Source organism: Arthrobacter sp. FW306-1B-G06A, from assembly GCF_058781765.1.
The window spans coordinates 1-21,312 of record NZ_JBYSXB010000024.1; the positions used below are offsets into that span (position 1 = coordinate 1).

The 21,312-nt window shown below is 59.2% G+C and carries 18 protein-coding genes and 1 pseudogene; 5 read left to right on the top strand and 14 right to left on the bottom strand.

The annotated features are described in order from the left end of the window. Positions 1 to 122: 122 nt before the first annotated feature. Positions 123 to 362 carry a helix-turn-helix domain-containing protein gene (locus AC3WJM_RS13525; protein ID WP_492272115.1) on the bottom strand — a complete coding sequence of 80 codons (240 nt, stop codon included), beginning with the start codon at positions 360 to 362 and terminating at the stop codon, positions 123 to 125. Between the two features lie 193 nt (positions 363 to 555). Continuing rightward, positions 556 to 1,323 carry a hypothetical protein gene (locus AC3WJM_RS13530; RefSeq protein WP_492272116.1) on the bottom strand — a complete coding sequence of 256 codons (768 nt, stop codon included), beginning with the start codon at positions 1,321 to 1,323 and terminating at the stop codon, positions 556 to 558. A gap of 111 nt (positions 1,324 to 1,434) precedes the next feature. Here AC3WJM_RS13530 and AC3WJM_RS13535 point away from each other — a divergent pair, with 111 nt between their 5' ends. Continuing rightward, positions 1,435 to 4,467 carry a hypothetical protein gene (locus AC3WJM_RS13535; protein ID WP_492272117.1) on the top strand — a complete coding sequence of 1,011 codons (3,033 nt, stop codon included), beginning with the start codon at positions 1,435 to 1,437 and terminating at the stop codon, positions 4,465 to 4,467. Between the two features lie 358 nt (positions 4,468 to 4,825). On the opposite strand, the gene AC3WJM_RS13540 is transcribed toward AC3WJM_RS13535, so the two are convergent. Next, positions 4,826 to 5,980, bottom strand: coding sequence for an ATP-binding protein (locus AC3WJM_RS13540; protein ID WP_492272118.1), 1,155 nt, complete (start codon positions 5,978 to 5,980; stop codon positions 4,826 to 4,828). A gap of 419 nt (positions 5,981 to 6,399) precedes the next feature. Continuing rightward, positions 6,400 to 6,717: a hypothetical protein gene (locus AC3WJM_RS13545; protein ID WP_492272119.1), complete on the bottom strand. Its 318-nt coding sequence runs from the start codon at positions 6,715 to 6,717 to the stop codon at positions 6,400 to 6,402. A gap of 375 nt (positions 6,718 to 7,092) precedes the next feature. Between AC3WJM_RS13545 and AC3WJM_RS13550 the strand changes: the two are divergent. Further along, a pseudogene (locus AC3WJM_RS13550) lies at positions 7,093 to 7,884 on the top strand (recombinase family protein); the annotation flags it as partial. 725 nt (positions 7,885 to 8,609) lie between these two features. On the opposite strand, the gene AC3WJM_RS13555 reads toward AC3WJM_RS13550, so the two are convergent. Continuing rightward, on the bottom strand, positions 8,610 to 9,641 hold the full coding sequence (locus AC3WJM_RS13555) for a hypothetical protein (protein ID WP_492272120.1): 1,032 nt from the start codon (positions 9,639 to 9,641) through the stop codon (positions 8,610 to 8,612). Between the two features lie 155 nt (positions 9,642 to 9,796). Between AC3WJM_RS13555 and AC3WJM_RS13560 the strand changes: the two genes are divergently transcribed. Together AC3WJM_RS13560 and AC3WJM_RS13565 are read left to right on the top strand one after the other, a co-directional pair. Further along, entirely contained in the window at positions 9,797 to 10,948 is a 1,152-nt protein-coding gene (locus tag AC3WJM_RS13560) for a GmrSD restriction endonuclease domain-containing protein (protein WP_492272121.1), read from the top strand. Positions 10,949 to 11,001: 53 nt separating this feature from the next. After that, positions 11,002 to 11,565: a hypothetical protein gene (locus AC3WJM_RS13565; RefSeq protein ID WP_492272122.1), complete on the top strand. Its 564-nt coding sequence runs from the start codon at positions 11,002 to 11,004 to the stop codon at positions 11,563 to 11,565. A gap of 100 nt (positions 11,566 to 11,665) precedes the next feature. On the opposite strand, the gene AC3WJM_RS13570 is transcribed toward AC3WJM_RS13565, so the two are convergent. From AC3WJM_RS13570 to AC3WJM_RS13595, 6 genes are all read right to left on the bottom strand, one after another. Next, positions 11,666 to 11,941, bottom strand: a complete 276-nt coding sequence (locus AC3WJM_RS13570; protein WP_492272123.1) for a ParB family protein — start codon at positions 11,939 to 11,941, stop codon at positions 11,666 to 11,668. Further along, positions 11,938 to 12,543, bottom strand: a complete 606-nt coding sequence (locus tag AC3WJM_RS13575; RefSeq protein WP_492272124.1) for a DNA-binding protein — start codon at positions 12,541 to 12,543, stop codon at positions 11,938 to 11,940. Before AC3WJM_RS13575 ends, AC3WJM_RS13570 begins: the two co-directional genes overlap by 4 nt. 81 nt (positions 12,544 to 12,624) lie before the next feature. After that, positions 12,625 to 13,158: a single-stranded DNA-binding protein gene (locus AC3WJM_RS13580; protein WP_492272185.1), complete on the bottom strand. Its 534-nt coding sequence runs from the start codon at positions 13,156 to 13,158 to the stop codon at positions 12,625 to 12,627. A 221-nt stretch (positions 13,159 to 13,379) separates the two neighbouring features. Then, a complete protein-coding gene (locus AC3WJM_RS13585) occupies positions 13,380 to 13,649 on the bottom strand; it encodes a glutaredoxin family protein (RefSeq protein WP_492272125.1) in 270 nt (89 codons plus the stop codon). Between the two features lie 784 nt (positions 13,650 to 14,433). Further along, positions 14,434 to 15,600 (bottom strand): M24 family metallopeptidase, encoded by a 1,167-nt coding sequence (locus AC3WJM_RS13590; RefSeq protein WP_492272126.1) that lies wholly within the window; start codon positions 15,598 to 15,600, stop codon positions 14,434 to 14,436. A gap of 117 nt (positions 15,601 to 15,717) precedes the next feature. Beyond that, positions 15,718 to 17,037 carry an MFS transporter gene (locus tag AC3WJM_RS13595; protein WP_492272127.1) on the bottom strand — a complete coding sequence of 440 codons (1,320 nt, stop codon included), beginning with the start codon at positions 17,035 to 17,037 and terminating at the stop codon, positions 15,718 to 15,720. A 371-nt stretch (positions 17,038 to 17,408) separates the two neighbouring features. Between AC3WJM_RS13595 and AC3WJM_RS13600 the strand changes: the two genes are divergently transcribed. Further along, positions 17,409 to 18,128 carry a GntR family transcriptional regulator gene (locus tag AC3WJM_RS13600; RefSeq protein WP_492272128.1) on the top strand — a complete coding sequence of 240 codons (720 nt, stop codon included), beginning with the start codon at positions 17,409 to 17,411 and terminating at the stop codon, positions 18,126 to 18,128. Between the two features lie 323 nt (positions 18,129 to 18,451). On the opposite strand, the gene AC3WJM_RS13605 is transcribed toward AC3WJM_RS13600, so the two are convergent. The 3 genes from AC3WJM_RS13605 to AC3WJM_RS13615 form a co-directional block, all read right to left on the bottom strand. Next, positions 18,452 to 19,468, bottom strand: coding sequence for a C45 family autoproteolytic acyltransferase/hydrolase (locus tag AC3WJM_RS13605; RefSeq protein ID WP_492272129.1), 1,017 nt, complete (start codon positions 19,466 to 19,468; stop codon positions 18,452 to 18,454). Positions 19,469 to 19,549: 81 nt separating this feature from the next. After that, complete coding sequence (locus AC3WJM_RS13610; protein ID WP_492272130.1) at positions 19,550 to 20,803, bottom strand: NAD(P)/FAD-dependent oxidoreductase; 1,254 nt, start codon at positions 20,801 to 20,803, stop codon at positions 19,550 to 19,552. 29 nt (positions 20,804 to 20,832) lie between these two features. Beyond that, complete coding sequence (locus tag AC3WJM_RS13615) at positions 20,833 to 21,234, bottom strand: RidA family protein (RefSeq protein WP_492272131.1); 402 nt, start codon at positions 21,232 to 21,234, stop codon at positions 20,833 to 20,835. Positions 21,235 to 21,312: the final 78 nt, after the last annotated feature.

Genomic DNA, 21,312 nt, shown 5'->3' on the forward strand with positions numbered 1-21,312 from the left:
GCCGTCGGCATGGTCAACATCCTTCCACGAGCACCAGCTCGCTAGGTCAAGGAGTCAACAAAACCGGGGGCAGTCCCGATGGCGAACCGAAGCCAGCGGCCGTTCGAGTACAGAGCTTGGGGTCAAGCCGCTGTGTCCTCCGTTGCCTGATGCTTCTTCAACGCACGAGCGACACTTGATGCCCCGACGCCAAGCACCCGGGCAATACGAGTCGCGGGCACGCCTTCCTTGAACATCTTCACGGCCTGCTCGGCGCGCTCTGGAGTCATTACCGTGGGCCGGTTTACGACTCGAGCCGCACTATGTGGTTGTACTACACCGTCCAAGATTGCGAAACGCCCTGAGCCTAATGCACGACTCATCCCTTCGGCTGCACGCCAGTGTGGACAGCTTTGAGCTCAACCTGCGGGGCTCCACCTGACCCACAATGGGCACACCCTCCTAGTGGTGTACCGCCAGAGTCTTAGAGCGGGACGTCGAGACCCGCGGCTTTCATCCGGCCTCGGATCTTGTCCGCCTCGACAAGACTGACTTTCCCTTGGGAAGTCCTTCTGGTTATGGGAACCTCAACCGCTTGGTCCTTGATTGCCAGTAGGTTCGCTGTACCGGGTCAACTCCGGAATTCAATGTGATGGGTTGGCTAAGCCGCCATGTTCCTTGTGCATCGTGAACGCGCTCCAATACCGTGCCGCCAGTTCGTACGGTGATGTTCTCAACGGCTTCGGCATCGCGCGGGCCGGTATGCGTCACCGTGAAGATGTCCTCTAACCCGCTCCCGTGGTTCTCGAAGGCTTCAGCAATAGTGATCCACTCATGAACTGGTCGGTCAATCGCGTAGGTCCCTTGGACTCCCTCATCGGCCAACAAGGCAAAACCCGTATGAGTGGGGTTGTTGTCCAAAGTGGGAACACCTAGAGGTTGGTTGAATTGAACGAGGGCACTCCCCGGGCCCTCATTGAGGATATGAACCGTCCGGTGGACAAAGATTCTTCTGTTCGCGTCCCGCGGGAGGACGAAGGTGTCTGCTGACCGAATCGGTTCGTTTCCTCTGTCGGTCCGTTCCCGCGCGGTGATATCCGCATCGTGAAGGAGTTTGACGATTATCCGTGGAACTCCAGCATCAATTCGCGCCTTCTGGCTTTCCTGGAGGATCTGTTCAGATACGGCGACCGCATCACGCGCCGCCTTGGCACTAATTTCTGCTTGCTCAACACTCTTGCGAGCCTGATTTGCCGCCCTGCGCGTCTCAATCGCCTGCCACGCAATGACCACTGCCGATACCGTCGTGGCTAGCGCTGCGAGAATCGCCCATCCGTCAGTCATAGGCCAATATTTGCATACAGGGGCCGCTGTCCCACTTCCTTGAAGCTGGGAGGCCCGGCTGCTCTGAATGAAACTCCGGCCGCCGGCTGTCCGGTAGGGCACTATAGACAAATGGTCACCCCTGTAGAAACCGAGGCGTACATTCGCTTCCAGTTGGAACAACTTGGCGCGCGGAATCAACACCACGAGTTCGAGGACATTTGCTTCCGCATCGCCCAACGGAGAATTAGCAGCAATATCCTCCCGGCAACTGGACCCGTCAGTAGCGGTGGAGATCAAGGCCGGGACGGGGAAACCTTCTTTTCGGCACTGCCAGAAGAGCTTCCAAGAGCTGGTGGATTCGTCGGAAGGTCCACCACGACACCTCTCGTTCTTGCCTGCACCATTCAGCGGGCTGACCTAACTTCCAAAGTCAAGGGTGACCTTGAAAAAATCACCTCGCAAGGACAACATGTCGACCGGGTTGCCTATTTTTTGGCGCAAAATATGCCTGTGGGCACGCGTCATGACCTTCAAGACTATGCGCGCCGAAAGCATGAAGTTGATCTTGAAATCTTTGATGCTATGGCAATCTCATCTTTTCTGGCCGAGCCTGACCTAGTTTGGGTAGCCGAAAAGATGCTCGACCTACCGTCAAACCTTGTTCCGACAGACGACATGCCTCGACCCAGGTGGTACCAGGATCTACAGCGGCGCATCAGGGCCTCAGACGGTCCACTCACCAACTTCGGGGATCTTGCCGCTGTGAGAGCCGGGCTCCGCCATGCGACCCACGACCCCGATTCAAAGAACGATCTGGCTGAGTGGCTTCAGTGCGCGCGGGCTTTCATCGCCTCGAACGCTGTCCCTGAAGACGTGCAGATGAAGGCACGGTACGAAATCGTTGTTGCAACTTTGCGCGGCATGGATACCTTGGCGAACGTGGAAGGGTACATCGACGAGTTTGTTGCATATGCGGCCACTAGCTCCGTACCGGGTGACATCCTCGATGCCAGCGCTCTCATCTCCTATTGGCAGGGGGCCTGGGCAGCTGGAATCAGCACCGCCACCTCAGATCATTTGATGGCCCAGCTACAGCTCATCTTGAAACGTGTCGATGAACTGATTGCTGGAACCGACCGCGACCTATACCCGAATGCAACCGCACATCTTCTTTCAGCTCGGGCGCACATTCTGTTTCATCCTGACGTCACCGGAATGGTGCGTACGCCTGGAACCCCCGTTAGAAAAACAGACGAATCGGATATGAGCTTTGCCGAGCTTCTAAGCAGTGTCAGCTCCGCTGAAGATCTGAATCTTCGGCTGGAGCCGTTGATGACCACACTCTCGGCCCTCGCTGAACTCTTGCCCATCGCGCGCACTTTCCCAGTGCAGACACTCTGTGATTTGTTTGAGGCTTTCAGTCCCGTTCTTGCCGCACATACGCACTACGAGATGGTCAGGAACGCCCTTGATGATGCAATCGGTTCGGTCGAGGGTGACAATGCGGTCGCAGAACGCTGTAGAAGCCGCGCTCTAACTCTCATGAAGTCCGAGAAGCCGCTTCTGGCTCTCCGGGAATTCCATAAAGCCAAGATCAACTGGTTTCATGGCGACACGCTTCGCGGCTCAGTTCTCGCCATGCTTACTATCTCTAGCGTCTACTCCCAGCTACGGCTCCCTCACGCTGCCAAGAAATACGCGCTTACCGCTGCCTCCGTTGCCGTGTCCTCCCAGGATTCAGACGTCATCGATTTGGTCAGCAACGGCTTGATCCAAGCATTTTCCTCCTGCTATGCGGCCGGCGCCTGGGTGGATGCCACGGCCTTTGGCCAACTGGCAATCCGAGCACATGGAATATACGCAGAAAACGCCTTCGATCATGACGAACATCCGGAACTCGTGGGCTTGGACTTTCACCAGACCATGATCTGCATGGCGGCCAGAAAGTTCAGACCGGAATTGGTGAAGGCTCTCACTGACCTCTTGTCCGGAACGGACTACGACAAGCTGATCTGGCCGTGGGTTGACCAGACAGAAAGTGAATTCGCGTACGACGAGAAGGGCTTTGTGGAAACTTCCCTTCAGCAGCTTGGTGCTCTCCCGTTCAGCGACACCGGGCCAATCCGTTCCTTGACCTTCTCTGCTCTCGGCACGCATTGGACCATAACGTGTCCAAATGACAGAACTACGGTGCTTGCCGCAGAAAGATTTGCGGCCGCTGCCCAGATTCTTCTGTGTGAACTTGCAACCGAGGATCCGGTTCTCCTTGATGAAAGCGTCTTGGTGGAGATCTGTTTGGCCGGTTCTCAGGATAAGGAGAGAGTGGAGTTCAGGCACGACAACGACCGGCTAGGTGCGCGCGTAACCCTCCTGCCCTACGTAGAACATGCCGATGCGGAAGAACTGGAACAAGAAATCCTAGGCGCAGTAGGAGTGCTACTAATACAGCTGAGCGTCCTGTCTCAACAGCAGATCCTGGACATGCTCGGCGACACCTTCTCAAGGGGTTTTCTCAATCAGCTATCGTTCGGGCGACCATACGACGAGACAGCAGGACTCCTTGACGAGGCCCACTACCTACAGACATCCCTGGTCGGTCATCAGGTCCTCGGCACCGGAATTACCACCGCACAGCCCGCCAACGCCTTGGAACAGCCCTCGTCCTACGGCCCAGGCTTCTCTCAGGCCGAGTGGCATCACATGATTAAAGAGCGCTACGAAGTTTCGACGGTAATAAGCTTCACCCTGGCGCGGATTCTGCGAAACGTAACATGCCGTGGGATGCTCGCTGAACTTCGAGATGAAGGCTGGCCGGATTGGCACCTGCTGCTGGCGATCTTCAATGTAGCTACCAATTACCGCCTAATGCAGGAGCTCGGCGATAACAGTCCAACACCTCAGCGGCTCCGACAACTTTCGCAGCAACTCCCGAAGAGAGCTGAAACATCAGATACCCCAAACATTCCCCTCCACCACTTTTCGAAGGAAAACTTACGACAAGCATTTGACCTCGCCACCCTCTCCGTCGCCCAGCGCCTGGGACTTCACATAGATCGTGAGACTCCGAATATCGGCGGAGTGCGTCGCCTATTGGATCGCAGATACGGATTCATGGAAGACATCCCCCACCCCGATCTTTTAGCGGATCAACAGAAGCGCTGAGGCGCGGCCGAAACGGAATCCAGCGACGGCTGTACCAGAGTGTCCCACTTCCTTCTTGGAAGCGGACGCTCTACCGCCGGCACTCCCACAGCCCGGATGTGGGGGTTCCAAGTAATCTGGACGTCCCAAAAGCTATTCCAAAAGACTTGTCGCCTCCCCGCGTACGGAACCGATTTTCGAGCCGGTCCGGCGCCGCCAGAGTATCCGGCTTGCGGATCCCCAAGCGGACGCCAAGGAACAGCTGACCGCTTGGGCATGGGTGTCGAAAGTGTCATCCCAGGGAGACGGGGCAGGTTTCCGCTGGATCTTCGGGCAGGACTAACGGCTGCCGGGCCTTGGCCAAAGGGGCCGACAGCCGTTAGTCCTGCCCGAGGTCGCGGACAAACTGTGCGAATCCGGGAATGGTGAATTCTAGGGTGCCGCGTCGGCTGGCCTGGAGGAATCCCTTGTCGATCAGCCTCGCGCGGGGCACGGAGAGGCTTTCGCTGCTCACCCCAAGGATCCTGGCAACATCGGTGCGGCGGACCGCGTCGTCAGCGATCGAGGCCATCGCAGCCATGAAGTCGCGTTCCCCAGCGGAGGCGTTAGCCCACCTCGCCCGGAAGAGAGCCTCCAAATCTGCCTCCATGGCGTCGCGTCCGATGCGCACGTGGGCAGCGGTGATAGTCACGCCCGGGTCCGGGCGTCCGGCCGCGGCCCAAGCGGCGTCTCCGATGAGCTGGACCATGTAGGGATAGCCGCTCGCGACCGCAACGGCTTCCTCAAGCGCGTCCCGTTCCCACTGCACCCCGAGCTCTTGCGCCGGGACAGCGAGAGCAAGCTCTTCAGCAGCAGGCTCGAGCGGTGGGAGCGGTCGGTAGGCGAACCGTTCACTGAACGTGACCGCGGCAGCGACGGCGTCCGAAACATTCGGAAGCCCGGCGGTGAGGACCGCCGCGGGCACATCCGCCCCCTCGGCCTGCAGATGCTGCCATGTGTACGCGAGCGTGCGAAGCCCCTCGGGGTCTGCTGACTGGATCTCGTCGATGAGAATCACCAGTCCGCTGTGACCGTCACCGGCGGCCGCGGCTCGCACCAGCGCTTCCAAGGCTCGGCTGTCCGCCGGAGCCGACGCGTCCTCTGCGGCGCGAAGGGTCGCGTCCGCTCCGGCAATACCAGGCAGGCCGATGCGCACAGTGAGGCTCTCGAGTCGCGAATGGACGGCCTTGCGGGCCTCCTCGCGCCATCCTGCCGTTGCCCGCGAGATCTCGGCGGCGACCTGTGGAACGAGGCCGCCACTTTCCCCTGCCGTGACCCAGATTGTGAGTACGCCGCGCTCCTGCGCGCGGCGCTGGTATTGGCGCAGCAAGGACGTCTTCCCGAAGCCGCGGGGAGCATGATCGACGCGGATCCTGCCTACAAGGCGCCGCAGGTCCACCAGATAGGAAAGCCGTTCATCGAAGTCGGCCAGCTGCTGGACCCGGCCAGGTATCGTGCGCGCGATCTCACCGGGCGTGTATGGACTGGGCTGCATAAGCACCTCTCTTTATCGTTTGTTATAGAACACTATCTCTATAACAAACGATAAAGCCTCAAACCTCTTCTACGGAAACGAACACGCAGCCGTCCGTGCTACAACTTGGCCGAGGCTCGCAGATTGGGTGTCAGTTGCCGATTCAGCGGGAAGTATCCCGAAGAGCGGGACGGTCGGCCCACACCGCCTCAGAAAAGTACAGATTTCCGAGACACCGCACGGCCCTAGCCGGCGTGCACGACGAAACTCCTGTGAGTCGCAGACTTATCTGGCTCGATTTTCGCAGGGCTATTTGGCATGCCCGTCCATCCTCGCGTTGACGGACCCTGGACGAGCTACGGATTTCCTGAACGTCACTGCTTCAGCTTGAGAGCTTCTCGCCGTTGGGACGGAGCTCGTCCCTGATTGCGGGTTTGGCCTCAGCTTTCGGATTCTGGTCCGTTCGGGGGCCACCATAGGGCTTCTTTGCCCTCCGCATCTTCCGGATCAAAAACGAATACCGCGCGCGGCGTGCCGAATCTCTTCTGAGCACCGCCTCGTGTCATGCCGAGGATGTTTCCGATGACAGCCCAGGATGCCCCAATCTTCCGAAGTTGAGTCACGGCGTTGTAGATGCGCAGTTCGGCGGCGTAAAGGTCGGAGTTTGCTTCCTGGGCTTTGTCGATGAGCGCCCGCAGCTCGGTGTCGTCAAAGCCGGCAGCGGTCACCAGCACTCCCTGTTTTATCTCGATCGTCATGCGTGATCCCACCGTGCACCCCTTCGCGGACTGTCTCCTAATGGATACAGTCTAGCTTGGGCGAAAGGAGCTAATCACTCCACCTCAAATACCACCGATTGTGTGACTGTCGACGACTGTGTTTTCAATTGCGGCGTGTCTTGTCTCATGATCCGTGTCCGCGATCTATGTATTGGGAGCAAGGATTCCGAGAAAACATCGAATCGAGAATCCCGGGGTCGATCGCTCATCGAAGTGTCGCACCGTCCTGCCGCGGAAAATTGGCTCGACGAAGCAGAAGCGGCAGACCGCGCCCCTGTTCTCACAAATAGTTCTCGAATCGGTACAGTCGAACCAAGACCCCGAACCGAGTTTTGAGAAGAGAACACCCCCACGGTCTCTGGACGCTTCTTTTTCAACGTCATGGCTTCCCTGGCCCAGATGGAACGGGAACTCATGGTCGAACGTACGCAGGCCGGACTGCAGGCCGCACGCGAACAAGGACGGGTCGGCGGCCGCAAACGCATCATGACGGATGCCAAGATCCGCTCCGCCCGAAAGCTCCTCAACCAGGGAACACCGCCCCGGGAAGTAGCCGACACCCTAGGAGCGGGCTCGGTCGTCTGGTGGCTGTTCGAGCCGGGCCTTAGCGCGCGGCAGCGAACGTGCCGCACGCTCCTTCAGTCCCGAAACAGCGCGAAGGAACTTGAGCGGGCCACCCGGGCGGTCGATGGCGACCCCTCTGTAAACGCTCATGAATCAGTCTCAGCGGTCGAGACATATGCCCGGGAGCTCGGGCTCCAGGCTTTCGGGCAGAAAGGCGACGAGCTGGAGGCGGAAATTCGCCCGAAGTACACCAAAAGGGTGGAGAGCTTTATTGACGAGATCGGATACAAGGGCGCATACAACATCTATTCGGGCGTTGCCCATGCTGAACTCGTGGGCCTGTGGCGGCTGTTAAAACAGACCAGCACGGATCCCGTCACACAGGCACCCATATACGACACCGCACCTGACCCCGTTGCAACGCGTGTAGCGGTTCACGGAGCTTTGAAGGCGATGCAAGGGTCTATGTGGCGGATCAGCGGCCTCTTCGGTTGGACGGCGCCCGGCCGCGCGCAAGAGGTTGAGGCTTGGATAAGCCACGTCGATGCCGAGATGGCACGCATCTCGGGAAGGGACAGTTAGACCCCGGAAGGTGTCCCAAATTCGAGGGAATTGGGACACGATGTCAGCACGTAGGGTCGGATGAATGCAACGCCAGAGCACAGTCGCGCAGCCTTCTTCGGATGTTCAAGGGCCGGTTCTGAGAGCTTCCTCGTAAAAGGCGAGTCGCGTAGCGGCACGTGCCATGTCACGTTGTTCCTTGATGTAGGAGTACGCGATCCAGCAGCCGGCGACGAGGACTATCAGACCGATGGAAAGAGGCGGGGCGAACGGACTTGCCCATGGTGCGGTTGCTTGCCCTATTAGGGGGAAGGCCACCAAGATAACTCCGACATACAGGGCGGTAAAAGCGCCAAGGCTGCCTCCGCTAAGGTGACCTGCGCGGTTGCGGAGACTGCGCAAGTCTTCGAACTGTTTATCCTCGCTAAGAGCGAGGAAGACGGCGATTTCAGGACGTGTCACTTCCGGGAAGCTTCGCGACCGCAGTCCGCGACGGGTGAAAGAGTGCATGAGGAGAGCCTATGCGAGAGGGCCGGCTTTCTCTCCGGTGGATGAAACGTATTCAATCGGCCTACGCCACGTGCACGGTTGCGCTGGTTGTCTCCTGCACGGAAGAGCGTGGCGCGCTTCTTCCATGCAGCCATGCTAGAAACCGCAGGCGGGGACAACAAGGAGACGGGCCCAGGACTATCGCGTGCTTGCGGTGGTTTCCACCACCGTCTGCAAGGCGTTGGAAATCATGTTCCTCAAGCGGGGTTCGCTTGCGGTGGGCGGTGCGTGTCTTGGACGGCCATTCCGGGTTTCGCTCGGGGAGTGTGGTCTCTGGCTGCTGGAAGAGTTCGACGAGCTGCATTCGCGTTGAGTGCCAGGCCCGGCTGGCTGTTGAGGAGACGCAGGAGCGCTACTACGTGCATGAGAGCGATGATGGCGTTGATCCGGTTGTACTGGTTGCGTGACACGCCATGGGCGGTGCCATGCCTGGTAAAGCCGCGAGGAACAGGAGCTCCTAGCTGGCCGTCGTAGACACTATGTGCTCCTGAGATACCGGCCCACACGAAGTACTCACGTAAGGAGTACAGGTCCATGTCCAGCTGGATCTTCTTATAGCCGGTGATTTGGTTGCGAAAGGTGTTCCCGACGTAGCGCCGGATCAACGTGTCCAAAAGGTTGGCGCTTAGTGCTTGCGAGGATCCAGGGAAGCCGCAAAGGAGGGCACCGGCAGACTCCCGGGCAAAGTCGCGATAGGCAAGCAACTCATTGTCGTCGATCTCCTCCAGCTCAGTGAGACATGAGTTGACGATCCCCTTCCAAGAAGATCCGATCACCTGTCTCCGTGCCTGCTTACCGGGGGCCGCTATGAGTCGTTTGAGAACGGCAGTCGCAGGAACCCAAGCCAACGCAATCCCCTCATCCTCAAGAATCGTCCTAATCAATTCCGGATCCGGCAGCTCGACAAGCCTCCAGTTTGGCAATACCGATCGATGGAGGATTGGGCCAACATTCTCAGCAAATGCCGCGAAAACAGGTGCCAAACGGTTGGCAAGCCTGCGAGTGCTCTCCAAGATCGGTGCAACAGCATCGTAGATGCGGGAGACCTTGGTCTTCACGCTTTTCCCCATCGCCTCTATGGCTGCCTGGAACTCAGGTGTCTGTACCATGAGCGCGAACTGCTCCATCGCGCGTTTTTGTGCCTCGGTTTGCCCGGGAAACCCGTCATTGCGGATAAGTCCCTCCCTCGCGGGTTCGGAGGTGTCTCCAGCGAGAAGTTCGTCCATCATGCTCCTTACCTACAACGACTCTCAGTGCTCGGGAAACCGGGGGTGTTAGTCAGGCATCTGCCAGCCAGCAGGCAGCCCGTCCGAATGTAGGCGATAGCCCACGCAAAGTCACTCTTGGCCTGCGGGACCATCTGTGATGACGCGGATAGAGTTACTTGGAGATCGGGACGACGTATGCTCCGATCCAGTTCCTGTATGTACACAGGAACCCCGCAGAATGGCTCGACCTTTGGAGCGTTGTGAAGAGTTTCGATTCTCGCGTGTATAGCGTGAATGACTACAAGGAGTGGGAGGCCAACGGCCAACTTATCCTTTCGCCGAGATTTCAAAGACGCGAAGTCTGGTCTGACACCGCAAGGTCATACCTTATGGACACCATTGTCCGAGGAAAACCAGTTCCGAAAATCTTCTTACGTCAGCAGATCGACCCCAAGACGGGCAGAAGCACCAGAGAAGTAGTGGACGGCCAGCAACGGCTGCGTACCATCCTGTCGTATCTGAGGGACGGCTTAACCATACGGTCCAGCCATAATAAGGATTATGGAGGGTTGTATTTCAGTCAGCTTGAGGAGGACCAGAGAATCGCGCTTCTTAGCTACGAACTCTCGACGGATCTCCTCATCAACGTCTCTGACTCTGAGGTGTTGGATATCTTCGGTCGGCTAAATTCCCATGCAGTCGTTCTAAACGAGCAGGAAAAGATAAATGCCAACCACTTCGGTCCCTTCAAGAGACTCGCGGACGACCTCGCCCACGATTATTTCCAGTACTGGGTGGAGAACCGCATACTAACGGAAACGTCCGTAATGCGCATGGCTGATGTATCCCTGACTGCAGACCTTATAATTGCCATGTGCGAGGGAATCCGTTCTAAGAAACAGATACGGGCCTTCTATGCTGAGTATGAAAAGGATTTTAAACACGACGTCGACGACCTTAGAAAGCACTTCGACTCGACACTACAGACAATACAAGCTCTGTACCCGGAAGGAATCCGCAGAAGCGAGTTCCGGCGTGTGCACCTCTTCTATACGCTATTTACCTCTATTTACGCAGTGACATTTGGATTACCTGAATCCCGGCCGGGCCCCACCGGGGGGATTGACCCACACTTAGAGCGGGTCCGATACAGGCTCGACCGCGTCGATGAGATCTTTGCTGCTAAGGACCCCGCGGAACTGCAGAAGTCCGAAAGGCAGTTTCTTGCCGACAGTCGGCGCGCAACCACGGACGCGTCCGTTCGCGAGCGGCGGACAGCATACCTAGTGGACTTAATACTCGACAGACTACCTGCCACCGATAGCTAGCGATGCTAGCAATTCGGTCTACACTTGCCAGCTCGCTCTTGAGCATTCGAACTATGGTCAGAGACGTTCACGCAGTGGACTTGAAGGGCAGCTATATCCGTTCCCAGGATGAGCGGGAGCTTATGACCCAGGCATCATTCTTGAGGGCTTTCGTTGCCCACGAATGCTTCCTGGAAGAGGCTTTTGTTCACTACATGATGAGAGGGAAAAGCACGAGAGGATGGGCCCCTGCATGTTATTCAATGGCCCCCTCCGAGGAGCATGCAAGGAACATGCTTGCCGGTAACGCTCGATTCGTAGACTGGTCCACGCCTGACACAGTCAGGAAGTTTGCCAAGCTCTATTTCTATCAAGGCGAGCCGTTCGAGACGGCCCTTAGCTCTGCCCATTCAAACCTGCTTGATATGAAAACTTTGCGTAATGCGTGCGCCCATCTTTCCTCGAATACGAGCGATCAGCTGAACGCTCTCTACAGCAGACACGTGGGACTCGCAAAGCCTCGGGTTACCCCGTATGAGCTGGCGATGGCTCCGGGACCTGGATCGGTCGAAAGTTTCATGACTTCAAGTCTTCGCATCATCGAACAAATAGCGGATCAAATTGCGGATTTCAATTAGGGAAGGCTGCGCTGGCGCTCGTGCGGATTTGAACAGGCGCGGGCGCTGAGGTCACCCGCAGGGCAGGACCGCGTTGACGTGGCAGCCGGCCACGGCAAGTTCACGCACGACGCTCGTTCTGCCGGTGGCGGGCTTCTTCTTCTTCTTTGGAGCGGCGCCCGGTAGGGAGCTGCCCTGCGGGGATCCCGGGCCACGGCTTGCCCTTGTTGTATTTGCGCTGGAGCCGGCGGACTTCCTTCAGCGTGCCGGCCTCGATCAGCTCCGAGATGGACGCGTATCCCTCGAGGTGCCCAACGGCACCATATGCGGCCCTAACCTGCTCTGCGTCCACCTTTGTGAAGTACGGGGAAAAGCTCTCGGGTTTGGCCTTACTCACTCCCCCGAGCCCTTTGTCTCCGGGGAGACGCGCTGGAGCAGGGCGTTGTGGACCTGTTCCAAGGTGGTGGCGCGGACCTCGGCCGTTGCCAGTCGCCGTGCCGCGTCCGCGGCTTCCTTGGCGGCGGCCCGCTCGGCTTCCCGGGACTCCTCAAGCTGCTTGCCGATCACGGCAAGCTGGCGCTCCAAGGCGCTGCGTTGGGCCTCGAGCCGGGTGCTCTCCTCGGCGTGGGCGGCCGCGGCGGCGTCCTGCTCGGCGGCTGCCTGGTCCAGGTCGGCGACGAGTTCGGCGATTTCCTGGTCTTTGTCTTTGCGTTCCTGTGACCAGAGGGCTTCGACGGCGGCGTGGCGTTCAGCGGCCAGGGCGGATGCTTCGGCCCAGCAGGCTCCGGCGAGGCGGGCTGCCTGTTCCAGCAGGGTTGCGGGGGTGGAGGCGACCTGTCCGCCGGCGGCTTGTTTTTCCTCGGTCCATTCCTTCAGGTACCGGGTGGCGTCGGCGTTACTCACGCCGGCGGCCGCGCGGACCGTGGACACGGTGGGCCGGCGCTCGGCGCTGATCTGTTCGGCCGCGGCGTAGACGCGGTCCTTCACGCTCGACGTCATCAAAGCACCTCTTCGATTGTTGATCATGGATAGTAGTAGGAGTAGTAACGATGCTACTCCTACTACTACGGGTTTGAAAGGTTAGAACGGCGGTTCGGCGTCGGGGCCACTGCCCCATCCGCCGGCATTGCTGGTGGACTGGGTGGCCCATGGGTCATCCTGCGGGAGGGACTGTCCGGTGCTGCCAGGCTGTCCAGTGGCGCCCTGGCCGCCGAAACCGTTGCCTCCGGGGCCGCCGGGGCCGGCACCGCGTTGGGTGCGGTTGACTTTGGCGTTGGCGTAGCGGAGGCTGGGGCCGACCTCCTCGACCTCGAGCTCGATCACGGTGCGCTTCTCGCCCTCCTTGGTCTCGTACGAGCGGGACTTCAGCCGGCCTGAGACGATGACGCGCATGCCTTTGGTGAGGGATTCGGCGACGTTCTCGGCCGCTTCACGCCAGACGGATGCCCGGAGGAACAGGGTCTCCCCGTCCTTCCACTCATTGGACTGCCGGTCGAAGGTCCGTGGCGTTGACGCGACGGTGAAGTTGGCGACGGCGGATCCCGAGGGGGTGAACCGCAGTTCCGGGTCGGTGGTGAGGTTGCCTATGACGGTGATGGTGGTTTCGCCGGCCATGATGTGGACCTTTCGTAGGATGCGGTTGAGGGTGGTGTCTTCGGTATCGGGGCTGTCGTACTCGGTGTCGTACCAGGGGGCCGCGGGGTCCGGTTCCACAAGGTAGGGGTCGATGAGGGGGATGTTGATGGTGCTGGAAGGGTTGGCTTCGAGACCGAACCAATCCTCGTCCGGGTCGTACCGGCGCGGGGTGAGGGCGAACCGGTCCTGCGGGATATTCATCAGGCCGCCTTGTGGTGCATGGCTGCCTGGACCAGCTTGTCGCGGCGCAGGCCTGCCCAGTGGTCTTCGTCATCGGCGTTGTTCACAACGACGGGGGCCTGGGAGTAGCCGAGTTCCTGGGTGATGTATTCCAGCGCTGCGGGCACTTCGGTGATGTCCACCGCCTGGTAGGTGATGCCTTTGCGGTCGAAGTAGGCCTTCGTTTCATCGCATTGGCTGCAGGCCGGCTTGGTATAGATGGTGTACTCGGCTGTAGTTGAGGAAGTCATTTTCAGTACCTGGTTTCGTATCAAATGAGTTGCGTTCGTCTGGCTGACTTTCTACCTCAAGACTAACCGTTTTTCATATGAAAAACAATAGCTTTTGAGCTTATTTTACCGGCTTTTTGACTGTTCTTTTTGGATGAAAATTGGCAGGTCAACGTTGGTGGGCCCGTCTGTCATTTTCAGAAGTCGTCTGCACAGAATGTCAGAAGTCCTCTTCACTAAGCCGTTGGGCGGCGCCTGGTTGCAATAGTTCAGAGGAGTACCGAGCAACCAGTGTTCACAAATCATCTGCACTAACCCCGCGAACCCACGGGAAGGTCAGGGCAGTCAGCTTCTGAAAATGACACTGCGAACGGGCTTGCTGGACTCTTGGGTAAAAACGCGAAGTAGCCCGCTGGAAATCCCCCTGCGTTTGAAAAGCCGCCCGCCTGTCCCCGACGAGCGTCAGAGCCTGGCCACATCAACATTCCGTCAATTGCGTTGCCCCGGCCGAAAAGAACCGGCCACGATATAAGGCGCGCCGGCAGCGGTTGTCCCGACCCATGGGGAACTCTCCCGGCGGTGAAACATATGTCCTACCCGGAACCCTGTCAGGGCTGTCCGCCACTGACAGTATGTGTGCCCTGCACTCACTCAGTAATGGCTGGATGCTCTGCTGCCACGCGCCTGGATTGAACCTGCTGTTCGCCTATAAGATGCATCCTCCGTCGCGACCCCTACAACGGAAAGTGGTGCCGGCTCCTGAGTGAGGAACCGGCACCACCACCTTTGCAGGGTTTCCAAGGGGCTATCGCTGGAACAGTTCCCTTGGGAACTGAGTGAGCACTTCGTGACCGCTTTCGGTGACAAGGACAGTTTCGCTGAATCCGATACCGTGGGCCTGGGTAAGCATGTGGAAGACCATGCCGGCTTCGAGCTTCCAGGTGACACCGGGGATCATTTCGCGGTTGAAGTCTCCGGCCATGGGGCGAAAGTAAACGCCCAGACCGTATCCGATCCGGTTTTGGTAGTCCTGAAGAATACCCGCCTTGATCACGGGGAGCCTGCAGGCGTCGTCAATCTCGCTGGCGGCGACACCGGGGGCCATCCGTGCGATTCCATCATCCTGGGCGGTCATGAGGACCTCGGCGGTACGCTTCTGCTCATCGGTGGCTGCGCCTGCGACTGCAGTGCGCATCAGTCTTGCCCAGTAGTGGCGCTTTACGCCATGGATCTCGAATTTGATCGGGTCGCCGTGGCTCATGCGGTGGTCGGTCCAGGACGGGTGTAGCCACGCCGCGCGCTCCCCGGAAGCGATTACGCCGGCCAACTGGTCTTCGCTGCCGCCCTTCGCTTGTCCGGCTGCAACGGCTGCGGCGATGTCGAGCTCGTTCGCGCCGTCAGCAACCGCGTCGATCCCCGCGTGCATGCCCGCTTCGACAGAGCGGGCGGCAGCACGGATGTACTCGATTTCCAGCGGAGATTTGATCAGGCGAACGTGGTCGGTGATCAGTGGTTCCTTGACCAGGGTCGCGTTGGGAAGCAGCCGCTGCAGGATTTGGTAGCGGTCAACGGTGAGGGTCCAGGCATGCTGGTCGATTCCGATTCTTCCGCCAGCAAGTCCGAGGCCTTCGAGCACCTTCTTGGTTGCTGCGATGGGCTCGGGGTCGATATCCGAGTAGGAGACCCTGTTTGGGACCCAGCAGGTGCTCTCGACTGCCGGAGTTTCCATCCCGCGATGTACGAGCACAGGTTCACCGGATGCCGGCACAATAAGTGCGTGGTAGGCGAAGTAACCGCTGTGGCCGAGGTCCAGTCCCGACAAGTAGCAGAGATTGTCGGGCAGGTGAAGGACGAGCGCGTCTAGGTTCTCTCGTTGGATCCCTTCCTGAACGTTGTCGAGCCGTTGCCGGTACTCTTCCCGGGGGAATGCCAGAACAGGCAAGGAAGTTGCGGTGGTTGCGGCAGTGCTCATGGGAGATTCCTTTGTCAGTGCATTCACCGTGGCCCGACGGGCGTTACTCGGACCACGGTGACGATTTTGTTGGTAGGACAGCTGTCGAGTTCCTGGGTGATTTCCGGGCTACGGCTGTCAGGCTTTAGCGGATACTGCGGGTCCGGTGGCGCCCGCCAAGTCCTCTTCGGTGACCAGGGCGATGCCCTTCGTTTCGCGCATTTTGAGAACGAACACGGTGGATACCACGGCTACAGCGATGACGTAGAAGGCAGGGGCGAGGTTCTGTCCTGTGCTAGCGACGAGCCAGGTGGCGACGAAGGGCGCGGTGCCGCCGAAGACCATGTAGGCGAGGTTGTAGCTGATCGAAGCGCAGCTGTACCGCACCCGGGTCGGGAACATTTCCACCAGCAGAAGGCTGGTGACCGCGCCGGTTCCGCCCTGGGCCAGTGCAAGGAGAACCTGTGCGGTGAGGAGCGCAGCGACGCCGCCCTGCTGGGCAATCAAGAAAGCCGGCAACGTGAGGACTACGAAGCCGATGCAGGCACCCAGGGCAACAGGCTTCCTGCCGTACCGGTCCGCTACCAGGGCGAAGATCACGGTGAAGATGATCAGGGCTACGAGGGCGAGCATGTTGGTGACCAGGGCTTCGGTCTTGCCGAGCCCCACGGTCGTTTGGAAATACGTAGGAAGATAGGTGGCCAGCAGGTAGTACCCGACGCTGTTGGTCATCAGGAACCCGAACAGGATGAAAATCGGCTTGCGCTGTGTCCGCAGGGTTTCTTTCAGCGGAGCTTTGGCAACAGTTCCAGCGCTCTTTACGGCGTGGAACGCCGGGGTGTCTTCCAGCCGCAGCCGCAAGTACAGGCCGAGCAAGCCAAGGGGCGCTGCCAGGAGGAACGGGATGCGCCACCCCCAAACTGCAAATTCTGCCGCGGGAATGGCTGCAGAGAGGAGAGCCGAAAGACCGGCTGCGAGGACAAATGCGAAGGTTGTGCTGGCTGGGAGTGCACTGGCGAAGAACGCTCGCCTGTTGGCTGGCGCATATTCGATAACGAATGACGACGCGCCCGCATATTCGCCTCCAGCTGAGAAGCCCTGAATGCATCGCACCAGCACCAGCAGTACCGGTGCCAGGACGCCGACCTGTTGGTGGGTAGGCAGAACACCGATCGCGAAAGTCGAGGCGGACATGAGGACGATCACCATAGAAAGGGTGTTCCGCCTCCCAAATTTATCCCCGATAGCCCCGAAGAACACGCCTCCCAAGGGACGCAACAGGAACGACACACCGAACGTTGCGAAGGTGGCAAGCAGTGAGACTGTGGGGTCTTTGGAGGGGAAGAACAAGGTAGCGATCGTGCTGGCGAGGTAGCCGTACACCGCGAAGTCGAACCACTCCACCAGGTTGCCTATGCCACCGCCCAGGATGACTTTCCTCAAGGTAGATCGGGTCACCTTATCCTGAATTTTCGACGGGGGTATGGGCGGTACGTTGTTCGATACTGATGCTTTGCCGTTCATGGTGGATGGATCTCCTTACGAGGTTGAATGCAACCTTAAAAACGATTGTTCCTGGGCGACAGGGGTCGCACCACGGGGATGGTCAGTGCGTACCTATGGGGGTGAAGATTCGATTGCGGGTTGCGGCTCCTTGTGTGTGCCGCGTCCTGTTGGTGGCCACAAAGCCCTGATCTTCACTACCGGTCACTTCTCAGCCAACTGCGAGTTTTGTGGTGTAAACCACATTAGATGTTATAACAAATAACGTCAACACATCAGGCTAGTTTTTTATAGCAAGACTTTCTCTTGTGCGGTATTCTCTACTCATGACGATCCACGAAGAGGTAGCCTCCATTGCGCCGGCGGAAGTGCGCACGCCCTCCGCAGTTATGGCGGGGCCTCTGGCCGATCAGGTCTTCGCGACCCTGCGCGGCTGGATTATCGAAGGGCGCTTACCCCCCGGTTACCGCCTGCGGGTCCGTGAACTTGCTGCATCCGTTGGTACCAGTGTTCAGCCCGTGCGCGACGCCATCATGAGGCTCGTGGAGACCGGGCTGGTCGTCCAGGAGCCCTACAAGGGTGCGCGGGTGCGGGGCCTTGAGGTCTCGGAACTTCAGCAGGCCTATGACGTGCGGATCCTCGTTGAGGGCGAATGTGCGCGCCTTGGCGCGTTGGCCGCCTCCCCGGCAGTAGCCGAGCGGATGCAGGGACACTGGGAAGAGCTTCAGAAGGCGGTGGCCGCGCGAGATATCATCGCTGCGCTGCAGCAGGATGAGTTGCTTCTTGGCGCGCTTTACGCCGCCGCCGACAACGAAGTAATGGTGGACGTCATCAACAGCTTGTGGGACAAATGCCGTCCGTACAAGCTCATCTGGGCAGGCGGAACCACCGGCGAAGGCGACCTCAGCATGTGGCATTACAAGCCGGAACTGATCGCCGCTGTTCGGCGCAACGACGGCGTTGAAGCGGAACGCATCATGCGGACTTCCTACAATGTGGCCAAGGCTGCAATCCGTGCGACGCTGGCTCGAAACCAGGCCAAGTAAGTTCTTCGCTGGAAGCCGTTCGGCGCAATGGACCAGGAGCGGCTGGGCGGGACAAGGGTTCAGCAGATCTTAGGTGTCGTGCATCTGGAGAATCTACTGACGACATGAAGGGTGACCCCGCCCTGGGGCCTTACGATGTCAGTCGCCGTTGTCCGGCTTCCCCTACTTCTGTGAGTTGTGTATCAGCCTGCGCCTGGGTCGGTGGGTTGCGTGCCGAGAGCCAGGGGGTCACCCTAAATTCGACTGTTTGAAAAAGCGGCAGCACTCGAACATATGTGTTCGGGTGCTGCCGCTTTTGGGTGTCTGCTCCGACGCAGCTGCGGTTACAGCTGGTAGTCGCGGAACGGTGCGGTGCAGGGATTGCCGAGAGCTATTGATGCGCTTCGTTCCTCGGTATCGAAGATCGCAGCAGCAGCGGTGATCGTTGGTTGGTGTTCTGTTTCGTGGGCACAGATCGAGTACGGGGCATCCCCGTGATCGACCAGGATTTCCTTGATTTCTTCCGCGGTGGCAGGCTTCCGGTCGTTCATGAGGCTGCACGCGCGTGGGTAGCGGTGATGGGACGAAGGAGACGGCGCTTTGCTTTCGTCTTCGAACCTTGCAATCGTGCTGATCGCATGGTTGGCGTGGGACCAGCCATACCCAGTCTGGGGCAGGAAGACTGGGCCATCTTCCCCTGGATGCACCTCGACAAGGTCGGCGCCGTCGAGATCGCCAACCAGATAGGTCCGGCCACCGACCGCCCCGTACTGCTTCAAGGGGCTCAACGCCTCCGCCCGGTTGTGGCCTGCGAGCATGAGCCGGCGCATTACGGTGCTGGGAACACCAACCTTCAAGCCGTTTGTGTAAAGGTCGGCATTCACAAGAGCAACACCTGCTTCATTGATGCCGATCCATCCGACACCTCCCGGGGATGCCAGTACCAGCGTCTTCAGGGTGTCGGGTCCTTGATGCATGTGGGGGCGCAGGAGCGCAAATCCGGCCGAGGGCTTGGCATCCCAGTTCTGGGCAAGGATGGGGCCGCGGCCCGAACGGGGAATTCCGAACACGGTACATCCACCAGCACCCAATTCCGCCTGTTTCGCGAGGCTGAATACTTCAAAAACATTCAGGAGCACGACGTCTTCGATGCGGCAGTTCGCACCTTCTGCAATGCCGGTCATTTCTTCGGCGATCGCCGGCGCAGCCGACTCAATGAAGCTCCACCAGGGAGCAGAATCGGGGCCAGGGGACCCTTGGCGGGTGGCGGTTATGCGATCTTGAATTTCCTGTCGGAGAGCTTCGCCGTGCGCTTGGCCGCGCTGGCGGGCCGTCCCGGTAAGTTCCAGTAAGTCGTTCACGGGGTCCTCCATGTATTGCCGTGCTTGTTTTTAGGTTATCGACGCTCAGAGTCTTTTGGGCCGCACTGCCGAAGCATTTGCTCAGGCAGCGGAACCGAATCGTTCGAGGCGGAATGGCTTGAGGAGCGGTTGTTCTTGTCCCTGACTGATTTCTTGGGCCACGAGGGCCCCGGTCAACGGCCCGAGGGTCACGCCCAATGTCCCATGACCAGTTGCCAGGTAGAGGCCGGGGCGGCCAGATACGGGTCCGATGATGGGCAGGTCGTCCACCGTGGTGGAGCGGTGTCCAACCCATTCGGTCTCGACTTCCGTGGGACGCCAGTCCTCCAGGTAGCTGAGGCCGTGCCGTATGACCATGTCCAGCCGTTTACGGTTCAAAGTGAAGTCCCGCCGGCCCAGATCGTAGGTTCCGGAAAGGCGCACGGCTTGACCGAAGGGGGAACATGCAACCATGTTTTCGTACAGTTTCAGCGGTTTTGACGGGGCGGTGCCTTCCCCGTAGGCTGTCAGGCTTGTGCCCTTGGCAGCTTCCAGAGGAACTTTCACGCCTACCTGCTGCAGCAGCGCCCGTGATGGGTAGCCTGCTGCCACGACCACGTGGTCTGCGTTGAGCGACTGGCCGTCATTCGCGATGACTGTCCACTTGTCCAGCCCCCTCGGCACGATGCGGTCCACTTTCTGATTCTCAATGATTTCGCCGCCGGCGTCGATAACCGCTTTTGCCAGTCCGTCGGTCAGCGTCTCCGGACGGACATGCCGCTCATCCTCAAGGTGCAGCACACCGGCGACGCCACGCCGGATAGCAGGGTCGAAGTCGACAACGTCTCCACCCCGATGAACGGTGATCTTGCCCGCGTAGCCCAGTGAACGCATGTTCCCTGCCAGCTGCTCGTAGTGCACAAGATTCTCTTCTTCCTTGAACACCACCCCCAGCCCGTCCTTGTGCTGTTCAAAGCGCACTCCCCTGTCGGCGAGCGAATCAAAGTATCCAAAGGCGTGCTTGGACAGGCTCTGCAGGGAAGCCATCCCTCGGGCATGGTGGGCTTTGGTGCTGGCCAGCAGGAACTGGGTAACCCATGATGCGAATCCGAATTCAAAACGCGGCTGCATCCTGGCGGGACCGTCCGGACTGGTGAAACTCCTCAGCGCATCACCGACGACTCCGGGAGCGGCCCTGGGGCTTGAAAGAAAGGGAGTGACCCATCCAGCGTTTCCCGCTGAAGCTCCGGCGCCGACGGCACCAGAGTCGACAACCGTCACCTGGTGGCCAAGCTCGGACAGCTCGTAGGCGCAAGACAGCCCAATAACGCCGGCGCCAATAATCGTTACCTTCATCGCGTTACTCCCGCCTGGTGCTTTCGCGTTCACCGCTGCCGCTTAAAAGCGACCGCGTCGAACTCGACCTGAGTTGCTCCGCGGAATCGGGAGACTTCAACAGTTGTCCGGGCCGGAGCTCCATCCACGCAGACCACCGCGGTGTATACCTCGTTCATGGCCGGTAGTTGCTCAATGTCGGATACGTACCCGTTGACCTTCAGCACGGTTGACCAGTCAGCCCCGGCCGCATGCAGTGACGATTCCAGGTTCCTCAGAGCAGTGCGCACCTGCGTCGCAAAATCAGCTGAAACGCTTCCATCGGATTCAACCGGGAGGGCTCCACTCGTCCAGACCAGACCACCGAAGGCAACCGCCGAAGAGTAGGGAGAGCCTTCCGGGACGTGCTCCAGCCGGACTATTTCCCGTTCAATTACGCCCTCTGACGCCATCACGCACTTCCTAACTAGCTCTATTGTGTCCTAATCCACAGTAGATGTTATAACAAATAACGTCAATACAACTTTTGC